Origin of the sequence: Nakamurella flava, assembly GCF_005298075.1 — a bacterium.
Classification (GTDB): domain Bacteria; phylum Actinomycetota; class Actinomycetes; order Mycobacteriales; family Nakamurellaceae; genus Nakamurella; species Nakamurella flava.
This window is the reverse complement of the sequence record NZ_SZZH01000003.1, coordinates 539,057-551,180: the sequence shown is the minus strand read 5'-3', so window position 1 is coordinate 551,180 and position 12,124 is coordinate 539,057. Positions and strand designations below refer to the sequence as shown.

General features: G+C 72.6%; 14 protein-coding genes. 2 read left to right on the top strand and 12 right to left on the bottom strand.

What is annotated here, in order from left to right:
- Positions 1 to 541 precede the first annotated feature (541 nt).
- Positions 542 to 1,210, bottom strand: coding sequence for a response regulator transcription factor (locus FDO65_RS14330; RefSeq protein WP_137450354.1), 669 nt, complete (start codon positions 1,208 to 1,210; stop codon positions 542 to 544).
- Between the two features lie 143 nt (positions 1,211 to 1,353).
- Here FDO65_RS14330 and FDO65_RS14325 point away from each other — a divergent pair, with 143 nt between their 5' ends.
- Positions 1,354 to 1,641: a GlsB/YeaQ/YmgE family stress response membrane protein gene (locus FDO65_RS14325; protein ID WP_137450353.1), complete on the top strand. Its 288-nt coding sequence runs from the start codon at positions 1,354 to 1,356 to the stop codon at positions 1,639 to 1,641.
- A gap of 55 nt (positions 1,642 to 1,696) precedes the next feature.
- On the opposite strand, the gene FDO65_RS14320 is transcribed toward FDO65_RS14325, so the two are convergent.
- The 5 genes from FDO65_RS14320 to FDO65_RS14300 all read right to left on the bottom strand — a co-directional run bounded on the left by FDO65_RS14320 (position 1,697) and on the right by FDO65_RS14300 (position 6,641).
- Positions 1,697 to 2,437, bottom strand: a complete 741-nt coding sequence (locus tag FDO65_RS14320; protein WP_137450352.1) for a TetR/AcrR family transcriptional regulator — start codon at positions 2,435 to 2,437, stop codon at positions 1,697 to 1,699.
- A 65-nt stretch (positions 2,438 to 2,502) separates the two neighbouring features.
- Entirely contained in the window at positions 2,503 to 4,008 is a 1,506-nt protein-coding gene (locus tag FDO65_RS14315; RefSeq protein WP_137450351.1) for a sodium/solute symporter, read from the bottom strand.
- Positions 4,009 to 4,017: 9 nt separating this feature from the next.
- Positions 4,018 to 4,425 (bottom strand): hypothetical protein, encoded by a 408-nt coding sequence (locus FDO65_RS14310; protein WP_137450350.1) that lies wholly within the window; start codon positions 4,423 to 4,425, stop codon positions 4,018 to 4,020.
- 27 nt (positions 4,426 to 4,452) lie between these two features.
- Complete coding sequence (locus FDO65_RS14305; RefSeq protein ID WP_137450349.1) at positions 4,453 to 5,328, bottom strand: LytR/AlgR family response regulator transcription factor; 876 nt, start codon at positions 5,326 to 5,328, stop codon at positions 4,453 to 4,455.
- Between the two features lie 89 nt (positions 5,329 to 5,417).
- Complete coding sequence (locus tag FDO65_RS14300; protein ID WP_137450348.1) at positions 5,418 to 6,641, bottom strand: sensor histidine kinase; 1,224 nt, start codon at positions 6,639 to 6,641, stop codon at positions 5,418 to 5,420.
- A gap of 131 nt (positions 6,642 to 6,772) precedes the next feature.
- Between FDO65_RS14300 and FDO65_RS14295 the strand changes: the two genes are divergently transcribed.
- On the top strand, positions 6,773 to 7,753 hold the full coding sequence (locus tag FDO65_RS14295; RefSeq protein WP_137450347.1) for an NAD-dependent epimerase/dehydratase family protein: 981 nt from the start codon (positions 6,773 to 6,775) through the stop codon (positions 7,751 to 7,753).
- Between the two features lie 92 nt (positions 7,754 to 7,845).
- Here FDO65_RS14295 and FDO65_RS14290 read toward each other — a convergent pair whose 3' ends face one another.
- The 6 genes from FDO65_RS14290 to FDO65_RS14265 form a co-directional block, all read right to left on the bottom strand.
- On the bottom strand, positions 7,846 to 8,295 hold the full coding sequence (locus FDO65_RS14290; protein WP_137450346.1) for a YdeI/OmpD-associated family protein: 450 nt from the start codon (positions 8,293 to 8,295) through the stop codon (positions 7,846 to 7,848).
- The gene (locus FDO65_RS14285; protein WP_137450345.1) at positions 8,292 to 8,729 is read right to left on the bottom strand and encodes a VOC family protein; all 438 of its coding nucleotides are present in this window, start codon (positions 8,727 to 8,729) and stop codon (positions 8,292 to 8,294) included. Before FDO65_RS14285 ends, FDO65_RS14290 begins: the two co-directional genes overlap by 4 nt.
- Before the next feature lie 65 nt (positions 8,730 to 8,794).
- Positions 8,795 to 9,133 carry a helix-turn-helix domain-containing protein gene (locus FDO65_RS14280; protein WP_137450674.1) on the bottom strand — a complete coding sequence of 113 codons (339 nt, stop codon included), beginning with the start codon at positions 9,131 to 9,133 and terminating at the stop codon, positions 8,795 to 8,797.
- Between the two features lie 56 nt (positions 9,134 to 9,189).
- Positions 9,190 to 10,062, bottom strand: coding sequence for an AlbA family DNA-binding domain-containing protein (locus FDO65_RS14275; protein ID WP_137450344.1), 873 nt, complete (start codon positions 10,060 to 10,062; stop codon positions 9,190 to 9,192).
- Positions 10,063 to 10,214: 152 nt separating this feature from the next.
- A complete protein-coding gene (locus FDO65_RS14270; RefSeq protein WP_205850040.1) occupies positions 10,215 to 11,138 on the bottom strand; it encodes a DNA-3-methyladenine glycosylase family protein in 924 nt (307 codons plus the stop codon).
- Between the two features lie 51 nt (positions 11,139 to 11,189).
- Positions 11,190 to 12,020 (bottom strand): class I SAM-dependent methyltransferase, encoded by an 831-nt coding sequence (locus FDO65_RS14265; protein WP_137450672.1) that lies wholly within the window; start codon positions 12,018 to 12,020, stop codon positions 11,190 to 11,192.
- Positions 12,021 to 12,124: the final 104 nt, after the last annotated feature.

Below are 12,124 nucleotides of genomic sequence, written 5' to 3'. Positions count from 1 at the left end.
ATCAGGCGAGGCTCAAGTTCAATGAAGCCCCGTCGCACCCCATTCGGATCGATGGGCAGCGCGCGTTCTTCTTCAGCACAGGAACCGAGGAATCGAGAAACCAGGGTCGCAGCCTGCTCGTTGATGCGGCAAAGTCCGGCCAGGGTTAATCCCACTGTCTCGCTTTCCTGAATACTAAGCCCGGCGCGCGGAGCACTCCGCCACAGCAACGTATAGGTACTTGAAGGCAGCGATATTGAGGGGAGGGACTGCACCTCTGCGTCTAGGTCTATAGATTCATCAAGGTCAGTCTGACCAACTACGGCATCCCAGGACGGCCAAGATGTGACAGGGCCACGGAATGACTCATGCGTTGCAAACCAGAAGATTGTCCGCAGCAACTGCATTTGCCCAGAACTAAGAGCGATAGTCGACAGCCGACTCATTTCTTTGTGAACACCCCCAACACTCGGCTAGCTCCGGGTTACAGCTCGACGATACTCACCGTTTCAGCTAACGCAATCTTTGACAATTGAAGTTCACGCAATCTATCAACCTCCAACTAGGGCCCGCCGCGCCAATGGTCGATGCGGTGGTGGTCGGGGGCGAAACCGTTGTCGATCCCCCACAGCACGGCCTGCGTCCGGCTGGCCACGCCGATCTTGCGGTAGACGGTGCGGATGTAGGACTTCACCGTGTTGGGGCTGAGGAACGTCAGGGCGGCGACCTCGGCGTTGCTCTTGCCCTGGGTGATCAGGGCGAGGATCTCGGCCTCCCGGTCCGTCAGCCCCTCCCGCCGGCCGGGCCAGTCCAGCCCGGTGACGGTGCGCGTCCCCCGCGGTGGGTCGCTGACGACCATCTCGCCCGCGTGCACCCTCTCGAGCGCGGCGACCAGGTCGCGGGCCGGCAGCGCCTTGGACAGGTAGCCGTCGGCACCCTTCGCGCGGGCACTGCGGATCAGATCCGGGTGGAAGTTCCAGGTGTAGACGACGACCCGCCGGGCCCGCGGGTTGGCGACCAGTACTTCGATCTCGTCGTGGTCGGCCTCCGGCTGGGCGAACGAGTCGTAGAGCACGACGTCCACCGCGTCGTGCAACGAGCTGTTGGCGTCGATCTCGGCGATGACCACCCGCTCCCGGTACTGGTCCAGGATGCTGGCCACCCCGATGAGGACGACGTCGTAGTCGTCGACCAGGGCCACCGTGATGGGACCGCCGTCAGGTGGGGACATGTCACGGACCGTAAACCTCCCTAGGGGTGTGCCGGACCCTCCCTGGGGGTGGTTGTGTCGTTCGGACGGGTCATCCCTCGTTCCGACGGACGACCCGACCGGAGATTCCTCTCCCCGGTCCCATCCCGCCCACGGAGGCAGCCATGCACTGGATCGGACTCATCATCAGCTTCATCGTCGTCGGGCTCATCGCCGGCGCCGTCGCCCGCCTGCTCGTTCCCGGCAAGCAGAACCTGTCGATCCCGATGACGATCGTCATCGGCATCATCGGCTCGTTCGTCGGCGGGTTCCTCGGCTACCTGCTGTTCCACAAGGACGCCGCCGAGGGCTTCCTGCAGCCGGCCGGCATCATCGGGTCGATCATCGGCGCCGTCATCGTGCTGCTCATCTGGACCCGGGTCGGTGGTCGCCGCAGCGTCACCCACCGTTGATCTCCCCGACGGGACCGACCGGCCGCCCGGGGGGTGGGCCGGTCGGTCCCGGCCCTCAGGCGGCGGGGGCGAAACCGAGCTGGTGGGCCAGCAACTCCACCGAGTGGTCGAACAGCGCCGCCGGATCCGTGAGGGTCCCGGCGCCGAACTGGCCGAACACCTCCCAGCTCACCGCTCCGAACAGCGCCGGCCAGACCAGGAGCACCCGGGCGGCGAGCTCCGGCGGGAGCGGTCGCGCCCCGGCGGGTTCCGCCGGTCGTACCGTCGGATCGGCCATGATGCGCTCGACGTCGGCAGCCAGGCCGGCCCCCAGGGGGATGCTCGGCGGTTCCCGTAGCTCGCCGGCCCGGTAGGCGTCCGCCACCAGCCGCACGAGCCGGACCACCACACGGGTACCGGGGACGGTCGTCCGCTCGGCCGGTGCGGCGTACCCGGGGACCGGCGCGCCGAACAGTAGGGCGTACAACGCGGGCTCCCGGTGCGCGAAGTCGCGCACCGCGGTCGCCAGGGCCCCGAACTGCGCGCGATGAGCGCCCCCACCGTCCACGGTGACACGATCCACGGCCGCGTCGACCGCGTCTCCCAACTCGGTGTAGCCCTGGACGACCAGCAGGGTCAGCAGCTCGTCCCGGCTGGCCACGTAGCGGTAGACCGCGGACGACACCACGCCGAGATCTCGGGCCACCGCCCGCAGCGACAGTGCCGCCGCCCCGTGCGCGGCCAGGTGCTCGCGGCCGATCCGCAGGATGTCGGCCATCGTCCGCTCCCGGGCCAGTGCGCGCGGCGTCGCTGTCATGCCTGGCAGTCTCGCCGGTCCGGTGGCGGCCGGCGGCCATCGACGCCCGGCGCGCCCCGTCGCCGTCACCTCGCGCGGCCCTCCTCCCGGAAGGCCCGGCGCGCAGCCGCCGGGACGTGCAACGTGGTCAGCACGGCGTCCACGGTCGGCGGGATGGTCGACCGGGTCACCAGCGACACCCCGATCATCGTCGCGAAGGCCAGCGGCACCGTGGCGACGGCCGGCTGGGCGAGCAGTGACCCCACCGGGTCGATCAGCCGGTCGCCGAACCCGACCGAGACCACCAGTGCGGTCAGCGATGTCGCGCCGCCCACGATGAGCCCGGCCATCGCTCCGGCCACGGTCAGTCCGCGCCACCAGATCCCGAGCACCAGCAGCGGACAGAACGTCGACGCGGCCACCGCGAACGCCATCCCGACCACCCGGGAGATGTCCACGCCGGTGACCGGCAGGGCCAGGGCCAGGGGGATCAGCCCGGCGGCCACCGCGGCGAGCCGGAAGTCGCGGACCCGGCCGCGGAGCACGTCGGTGGACAGCACCCCGGCGGCCGCGACCACCAGACCCGACGAGGTGGCCAGGAACGCCGCGATCGCGCCCGCGGCGACCAGCGCGGACAGCACGGCCCCGAGGGTGCCGCCCAGTGTCACGGCCGGCAGGGCCAGCAGCAGCGTGTCGGAGTCGCCGGGCGCGGGCGTCGGCAGCAGCGAGTGCATCAGCACACCGGCCACCCCGGGGAACACGTAGAAGACGCCGAGCAGGGCGATGACCCGCACAGTGGTCGCCCGGGCCGACCCGCCGTCGACGTTGGTGTAGAAGCGGACCAGCACGTGCGGCAGCCCCATGGTGCCGAGGAACGTCGCCAGCATCAGCGAGTACACCTCGGCGGTGGGGTGCCCGCCGCCGAGCCCGCCGCCCGGCTGCGCCCACGGATCCGCGAACAGGCCGGCGACGTCCGGGCGGAGCAGCACCACCACGATCAGCACCGGCGCGGCGATGGCCACCAGCTTCACCCAGTACTGCACCGCCTGCACCAGGGTGATCGACCGCATCCCGCCGGCGACCACGTTGATCGTGACGACCAGCGCCACCGTCACCACGCCGACCCAGCGGGGCAACCCGGTCACCTCGGACAGCACCAGGCCGGCGCCCTGCAGTTGCGGGACGAGGTAGACCCAGGCGATGACCAGTACCAGGGCGGTGACCAGCGACCGCAGCCGCTGTGACCCCCAACGGATCTGGGCGAAGTCGGGGACCGTGTACGCGCCCGACCGCCGCAGCGGTGCGGCGACGAACAGTTGCAGCGCCAGGAACCCCGCCGTGAATCCGACCGGGAACCACAGGGCGTCCGGTCCGTAGACGGCGACCAGCCCGGCGACGCCGAGAAACGATGCGGCGGAGAGGTACTCGCCGCTGATCGCGGCCGCGTTCCAGGCCGGACGGACGGTGCGGGAGGCCACGAGGAAGTCGCCGGTGGTGCGGGCGAACCGGCCGCCGAACGCGCCGACGACCCCGGTCGCCAGCACCACCAGGGCGATGGCGACGAGGGACAGCGTCGGTTGGCCGAGGTTCACCCTGTCGCCTCAGCCCCGGTCGAGCAGGTCGGCGAACTCCCGCTCGATGCGTTCGGCCTGGCGACGGTGCAGCCGGGCCAGCCCCAGCAGTGCCGGGTACGACAGGACGGCCAGCACCCACCACGGCAGCGGCACTCCCCACGGCGCGAGCGAGGACACGACCGGCAGCGCGGCGAACAACAGCGGCAACGGCGCGAAGAGCAGCACCGCGACCGCAGCGATCCGCAGGGACGCGGCGAGCTGCGCGCGCATCAGGCCCCGGACCAGCTCCCGTCCGATCGCGGTCTGTTCGGCGACCTCGACGCCGCGGCGCACCGGCGCCGGTCCCGGCCGGTGGTCGGCCAGCACGATGCGGACCCGCCGTCCGGACTGGCGGTCGCGGGCCCCGCGCTCGACCCCGCCGTGCCGTTCACTCACTCGCGGACCTCGTCATCGCTCCACCGTTCACGGGCCGGTCCGCCGCCCCGGGCGACGGCCGGCCAGCAGCCGCTCCTTCAATTCCCGCAGGTGCCGACGACTGACCGGCAGATCGGCCGGACGGGCCTGCCCGGTCACCCGGATCCGGTGCCCGCCCTCCCCCGAGCGCAACTCGACGATGCGGTCCAACGCCACCAGGTAGCTGCGATGCACGCGCACGAATCCGGCCGGTTCCCATTCCTCCTGCAGCACGGACAACGGTGTCCGCAGCAGGTGACTCGCTCCGCCGGCCATCTGCAGTCGCGCGTAGTCGCCCTGCGCCTCGGCCCAGCACACCGCCGACCGCGGCACCAGCGTCGTCGTCCCGGCGAGGTCGACCGCGATGGTCGCCCCGCGATCGTCGGCCGGGACCGGGCGACCCGTCCCGCCACCGTTCGTCGTCGCTGTCGAGGGGGCGGCGGCCGCCGGCTCGCGGCCCTCGTCGGCCCGATCGCGGGCGGCGCACAGCCGGCCGACCGCCTCGGCGAGGCGGGCCGGCCGCACCGGTTTGAGCAGGTAGTCCACGGCACCGATCTCGTAGGCGTCGACCGCCCGATCGTCGTGCGCGGACAGGAACGCCACCGCCGGGCGGTGCGGCAGGCCGGACAGCATGCGGGCCAGGTCGATGCCGTCCCACCCCGGCATCGCGATGTCGAGCAGCACGGCGTCCGGGACCGGGCCGTCGGCGTCCGGTTGCAGGGCGGCCAGCGCGGCGGTGGCGTTGGCCGCGGTGCGGACCTCGCCGACCCGCGGGTCGCGGCCCAGCAGGTAGCTGATCTCGTCGAGCGCGGGAGCCTCGTCGTCGACGGCGAGCACGACCAGGCCGGAACGGGCCGGTTCCGCGGTCGGCGGCAGGGTGGTCATCGGTCCACCTCATCGTGGTCGGCGGGCAGGCGCAGGGGTGGTTCGAGTCTCGTCAATGCCGGCACGGGAGGCAACACGACCGGCGGCGCTCAGGAATCCGCGGTGACCCCGGGAGCGAATTTCGGCAGCCGCACGATGACCTTGGTGCCGGCCCCGGGCGCGGTCTCCACCACCAGTCCGTAGTCGGCCCCGAAGGCCGCGCGGAGCCGGTCGTGCACGTTTCGCAGACCGACGTGGTTGCCACCGAGATCACCTGCGGTACCCAGACTTTCGGTCAGCTCGTCGGCGTCGACGACCTGTCCGACCGTCGCCGGGTCCATACCGGCCCCGTCGTCCTCGACGCTGATCACGCAGTCCGGCCCGGCGTCCTCGGCGGCGACGGTGACCGTGCCGCCGGACGGTCGTCCGGCCAGCCCGTGCCGGACGGCGTTCTCGACCAGCGGTTGCACGGCCAGGAACGGGACGACGACGCCCAGCACCTCGGGGGCGACCCGCCACCGGACCTGCAGGCGGTCGCCGAAGCGGGCCCGCTCTAGGGTGAGGTACTTGTCGATGTTGGCCATCTCGTCGGCCAGGGTGGTGAACTCCCCGGCCTGCCGGAAGGAGTACCGGGTGAAGTCGGCGAACTCCAGCAGCAGTTCGCGGGCCCGGTCCGGGTCGCTGCGGACGAACGAGGCGATGGTGGTCAGCGCGTTGTAGATGAAGTGCGGGGAGATCTGCGCCCGCAGCGCGCGCACCTCGGCCCGGGCCAGGTCGGCCCGCGACTCGTCGAGATCTGCCAGTTCCAACTGGGTTCCGATGAACCGGGCGGTCTCGTCGGTGGCCCGGATGAGGAACGGTCCGACGGCCGAGCCGGCCAGCACCACGAGGGCTCCGACCGCGCGCTCGCCGACGATCAGCGGGGCGACCACCGCCCGGCTGACCGGACAGTCCGACCGTCCGCACTCGGCCACCGGGACGAGTTGTCGCCGACCGACCCGCACCGCCTCGTGGGCGGCGGGCAGGGCGTCGGCCGCGTGGTGCCCGCCCGGGCCGTGTTCGCCGAGCACCCGGCCGTCGGCGTCGGTGAGCGCCACCCCCGGGGTGTCGAGCAGGGTGCGCAACCAGGGCAGCGCCTCCCCCGCGGCCCGGGCGGTGAGCCCGGCCCGCAACGGCGGGCCGGCCTGTCCGGCCGTCTGCAGGGCCAGTGCGGCGGCTCGCACCCCGGGTGGTTCCACCATCCGATGCCGCACCCACCGCCCGCCGAGCAGCACGACGGCACCGATCACCAGCAGGACGGCGACCACGACGAGGCCGGCGAGCGGGGCGCTCATGGGTCCGACTGTGACACACGGTCCCGCCGGTCGTCGGACTCGGGTGCCGCAAACGAGAGCACTGCTCTTGACAGAGACCGACATCAGAGCGCATCGTGGAGCCAACAGAGAGCACTGCTCACACTTGGAGGATGGACATGACCCAGTATGTCGTCGCCGGAGCCGGCCCGGTCGGCACCACCGTGGCCCGGCAGCTCGCCACCGCCGGCCACCACGTCCGGTTGCTCACCCGGTCCGGACGCGGCCCGGACCATCCGTCGATCGAGCGGGTCGCGACGGACATCAGCCGGGTCGACGACCTGACCGCCCAGCTGGACGGGTCGGCCGCCATCTTCAGCTGCATCCACGCCAGCCGGTACGCCGCCGCCACCTGGCGCGCCGAACTGCCGGCCGCCGACGCCGCCGTGCTCACCGCCGCCGGCCGGGTCGGCGCGACCGCCGTCTTCCCCGAGAGCCTGTACGGGTTCGGGCCCGTCGACGGCCCGATGACCGAACGCACGCCGCTGGCCGCGACCACCGGCAAGCCCGGGATCCGGGTCGAGCTGCTGCATGCCCGGGCCGCCTCACCGACCCGCACCATCAGCGTGGCCGCCTCCGACTTCTACGGACCGGAGGTGCTGACCGCCCACGCCGGCGAGCGGATGGTGGCCCGGGTACTGGCCGGCCGATCGGTGCAGGTCATCGGGTCGGCCGATCAGCCGCATTCCTTCACCTACGTCCCCGATCTCGCCGCGGCCATGATCGCCGCCGCCGGCCGCCCCGGCCCGGACGACGAGTTCCTGCTCGCGCCGACGGCACCCGCGATCACTCAGCGCGCGTTGGTCGGGCTGTTCGCGGCGGCGGCCGACGTGGCCGCCCCCCGGGTGGGTCGGCTTCCGGTCGGGTTGCTCCGCGCGGTCGGTGTCGTCCACGGAGGCAGCCGCGAGCTGGCCGAGCTGGGGTACCAGTTCACCGCGCCCTTCGTCCTCGACTCCCGTTCCAGCGAGCGGATTCTCGGTCTGGCCGCCACCCCACTGGGTGAAGGCGTCCGGGCCACGGTGCAGTGGTGGCGGCAGCGGCTGTCCACGGCGCCGGGGGCGACGGCCGACGTCGACCACGTCGGTCGACGCTGACCAAGAAGGCACTTCGGAGGCCGAAACAGCGTGTTGCCGCACACATGATCACCGTCGACCCACTTGCGCCGCGTCGCCCACGACGATCGGCGTCAGCCCCGGCTCAGCGACGCGACCACTGCGGCGATCCGCCGCTCGCGGGTCTCCGGGCGCTTGGCGTCGGCCACCGAGCGGGCGTGCTCCTTGCGGCGGGACGGGGCCAGCGCGTCGAACGCGGCCCGCACCGCCGGGTCGGCGTCCAGCGCGGCCGCCAGATCGGCCGGGACGTCGACCGGCGGCGGCCCGTCGGCCAGTTCGATGACGACGGTGATCTCGTCCCCCGCCGCCACCCCGAGCCGATCCCGCACGGCCTTGTTGAAGCCGAGCAGGTTCTCGCCGCCCATCCGCCCGATCCGGCCGTCGATGGTGGTGCCGCCCACGGTGAAGCGCACCGCGGGCGTCCTGCCGGCGCCCAGTCCGGCGACCTGCTCGTCGGTGAGCACCACGGCCGCCGCCGGTCCCCGCGGCTCCAGCCGGGTCGTCACCTCCAGGGGCGCGCTCACGCGGACTCCCCGGGCGCGGCCAGGCTGCCGATGCGGATGCGGTTGCCGAACGGGTCCCGGATGCCGAAGTCGACGCCGTAGGGCTTCTCCGACACCTCGTCGGTGAAGTCGACGCCCTTGGCCTTCAACTCGGCCGCCGTCGCGCGGGCGTCGTCGGTGACCAGGGCCAGCCAGCCGCCGGCCGCGCCCTTGGTCAGGGCGTCCCGCACCTGGGCGGCCGTGTCCGGGCTCATCGACGGCGGCCCCGGCACCTCCAGCAGGACCTCACGGTCGCGCTGGCCCGGCAGGCACACGGTCAGCCAGCGCATGAAGCCGAGATCGACATCGGTGTGCACCTCGAAACCGAGGGTGCCGACGTAGAAGTCGAGGGCCTGGTCCTGGTCGAGGACGAAGATCGAGGATTGGCGGATCGTGGTCGCAGAGGCGCTCGTCATGGTCCGAACGCTAGGTCCCGGAGCAGCCGGCGCGCTTGTCCGAAACTGCTCGATCCCCGACCGGGTCACGCCGGCCGGCGCCAGGCCTTGACGAAGCAGGTCGGGACCGGGCCCGGGGTGGCGGCGCGCCGCCGGTGGGCGGTCGGGGTCTCCCCGACCACCGCCCCGAAGGTCCGGGTGAACGTGGACAGACTGGTGAACCCGACCGCCAGACAGATCTCGGTGACCGGGAGGTCGGTGTCCCGCAGCAGAGCACTGGCCCGTTCGATCCGACGGCGTTGCAGGTAGCGGTGGGGCGTCTCGCCGAACGTGGCCTTGAAGATCCGGATGAAGTGGGCGCTCGACACCATCGCGATGGCCGCCAGCCTCGCGATGTCCAACGGCTCGGCGTAGGCCGCGTCCATCGCGTCGCGGGCCCGCAGCAACCGCCGGTTCTGGTCCTCGACGGCATCCACGGTCGTCAGCGTCCCGCCCCGCGGGCCGCCGCCCGCAACTGGGCCGACACCGTCCGGCCGATACCGAGCGGCCAGCGCACCATGGCGTACTCGGTGGCCTCGTCGACCCGGAGGGCACGGGTGGAATTGCCCGTCCGGACGAAGAAGTCGGTCGGACCGTTGCCCTTGGCCGGTCGCAGGTACACGGGCCGCGGCGACGCCGGGCACGTCACCCGGCAGACGATCCGCTCGCCGGTCGCCGACCCGTCGTCGGCCGTGACGCGGGCGAAGTCGACCGCCGGCAGCGCGGCCGCGTTCGGACCCAGCACGGTGGACAGGAAGTCCCGCAGCCACAGCTCGAACCGGTCTGGGTCCGGGGCCTTCATGATGGCCAGATCGTTGGCCAGGCCGAGGATCTCGCCGTCGTCGGCCACACCGATGAGCAGCGTGCCGCCGTCGGCGTTGGCGAACGCGGCGACCGTCTTGGCGATCACCGCCTCGATCTTCTCGTCGCGGGTCCCGGTGTGCAGGTTGTACCGGGCGGAGGACTTGAACTCGAGCCGGTCCGATTCACCGCGGGCGATGAGGTCGGGCACCGACTCCCGGGCTGGCGGTGGCTGCAGGCGCGCGGCGACCGCTGCGAACCCGGCCAGCAGCAGGGCCGTCACCCCGACCGCGATGAGGATGACGCCCACGTTCCACGGCCGGTGGGCATCCAGCGTCAGTCCACCGACGAGCAGCCCGACGGAGATGCCGATGACCGACAGCACGATGGTCGTCGACGTCGACAACCGCACCCGGCCACGGAGCACCCAGCGAGCGGCCAGCCCGATCAGGTACGCGGCCAGCAGGACCACCGGCAACGCCAGGGCCACCGTCACGGTCGATGCGTCGTACATCTCGTCCCCGATCCGCTCTGCTCCCGGGCCGCCAGGACCGCCCCCGGGAACCCGCTCCGCCGCGGCAGGAATCTACCGGCCGGCGCGCGGACGAGCCGGATCCACGATGCCCGACCTGCGCGGAAGGGGCGGCCGACCGCGCTCGGCCGGGGTCAGAGGAACACCGCGGCCGTCCACAGGTGCAACAGGGCGAACCCGCGCCACGGCCGCCACGGCTCCGCCCGCACCCGGGCCGCTCGCTCCCCCGGCACGGTCGGTCTCTCCCCCACCACACCGGACGGCGGGCTCTCCCCGGCCAGCATCCGCCGCAGCACCAGATCGCCGGCCGGGTAGCCGTCCGGATCCCGCAGGCACCGCAGGGTCAGGTACTCGACGGTCCACGGCCCGATACCCGGCAGAGCCAGCAGCCCCGCCCGCACCGCCGCCCGCTGATCGGCCGGACCCGGCGCGACGGTCAACCCGTCGGCGAGCGCCCCGGCCAGGGCCTGCAGGGTCCGGGCCCGGGCCCCGGTGACCCCGAGCGACGCCCGGAACTCCTCGGCCGCCGCACCGGCGATCCGTCGCAGGTCCAGGGGCCCGGCCACCGCTGAGTCGACCCGGCCGGCCTCGACCGGGGTCGACCAGTGCTGGACGAGCCGCCCCGCGAAGGTGCGGGCCGCCGCGAGCGACACCTGTTGCCCGAGGACGGTGAAGAGCGCCGTTTCCGCCCCGTCGACCGATCCGGGGATCCGCAGCCCCGGCCGGGCGGCCACCAGCGGACCCAGTAGGGGGTCGGCGCCGAGGTGGGCGACCGCCCCCGCCGGGTCGAGGTCCAGGCCGAGCCACCGCCGCACGACCCCGTCCACCTGCGGGAAGAGTTCGTCGGACGGCAGCCCGTCGACGGTCACCACCGGCGGCGCGCCGTCCGGGCCGGGCCAGGACACCCGGGCGAGCACCGGCCCGGCGGGGGTGTCGATCACCCGGATGTGGGCCCCGTCGTCCGGGTCCACCCATTCCCGCCCCGGCACCTGATGCGCGGCCAGGAAACGACGCAGTGGAGTCCAGGCCACATCCGTCGGGAGCGGGGATATCAGCACGAGCCCACCGTTCCCCACCGTCCGGCAGCCCAGCGACCCGGGGCGGCGCGATCAGCGGGGGCGGACCGCCTGCAGGGTGAAGGACAACGGCATGACCCCGGCCCGGGCGTCGAGCGCGTACTCACCGTCCGGGCGTTCGACCATCTGACCAGGCAACGCCTCCCACGGCACGCTGTCGTGTTCGGTCAGGCCGGTGAGCACCAGACCCGCGTCCAGGACGGCGGTGACGATCTCGCCCAGACCGCGGTTCCACTCGTAGGTGCGGGTGGCCCGCAACGGCCGGTCGGTCGGTACGTAGGAACTGCTCCCGTCGAACACCAGCGGCTCGTCGTGCTCGAAGTACGGGTACCGCAGGTGCAGGTCGTCGGTCTGTTCCTCGTCGACGGTCCACAGGATGGGGTGTCCCTCCCGGATGAACAGCCGCCCACCCGGGGCCAGCAGCCCGGCCACCACCTCGGCCCACTGCCGCACGCTCGGCAACCATCCGATCGCCCCGATGCCCGTGTAGACCAGGTCGAAGGAACCCGGTTCGAGCGCGGTGAGAGCATGCAGCACATCGGACTCGACGAAGTCCACGGCGTCACCGGTCTCGCCGACCAGACGGCGGGCCTCGGCGACCGCGGTCGGCGAGAAGTCCAGGCCGGTGACCCGGGCTCCCAGCCGGGCCAGTGACAGGGTGTCGGTGCCGATGTGGCACTGCAGGTGCACCGTCCGCTGCCCGGCGATGTCGCCGAGCCGCTCCCGGTCGAACCGCACCACGTCCGACAGCAGTGCGGGGTCCTGCACGTATCGCATGACGCCGTACCCGGTGCCGGTACGGCTGGCGTGCAGTTCGGCCCGCTCGTCCCAGTTGGCCCGGTTCGCGGCCAGGTAGCCGGTCACCGCGTCCACGGTCGGTTCGGCGCTCGGTTCGTCGGTCATCGGATCATCCTGCCGGGCCACACCGCGACACCGCGGGGGTGTCAGCCCCCGCGGTGTCGTGCGGT

Coding starts and splice junctions, on each gene's coding strand:
- FDO65_RS14280 (WP_137450674.1), bottom strand. CDS start 9,133: ATGGACGCGGCCTACGCCGAGCCGTTGGACATCGCGAGGCTGGCGGCC.
- FDO65_RS14320 (WP_137450352.1), bottom strand. CDS start 2,437: ATGACAGCGACGCCGCGCGCACTGGCCCGGGAGCGGACGATGGCCGAC.
- FDO65_RS14300 (WP_137450348.1), bottom strand. CDS start 6,641: ATGAGCGCCCCGCTCGCCGGCCTCGTCGTGGTCGCCGTCCTGCTGGTG.
- FDO65_RS14295 (WP_137450347.1), top strand. CDS start 6,773: ATGGACATGACCCAGTATGTCGTCGCCGGAGCCGGCCCGGTCGGCACC.
- FDO65_RS14305 (WP_137450349.1), bottom strand. CDS start 5,328: ATGACCACCCTGCCGCCGACCGCGGAACCGGCCCGTTCCGGCCTGGTC.
- FDO65_RS14285 (WP_137450345.1), bottom strand. CDS start 8,729: ATGACGAGCGCCTCTGCGACCACGATCCGCCAATCCTCGATCTTCGTC.
- FDO65_RS14325 (WP_137450353.1), top strand. CDS start 1,354: ATGCACTGGATCGGACTCATCATCAGCTTCATCGTCGTCGGGCTCATC.
- FDO65_RS14330 (WP_137450354.1), bottom strand. CDS start 1,210: ATGTCCCCACCTGACGGCGGTCCCATCACGGTGGCCCTGGTCGACGAC.
- FDO65_RS14275 (WP_137450344.1), bottom strand. CDS start 10,062: ATGTACGACGCATCGACCGTGACGGTGGCCCTGGCGTTGCCGGTGGTC.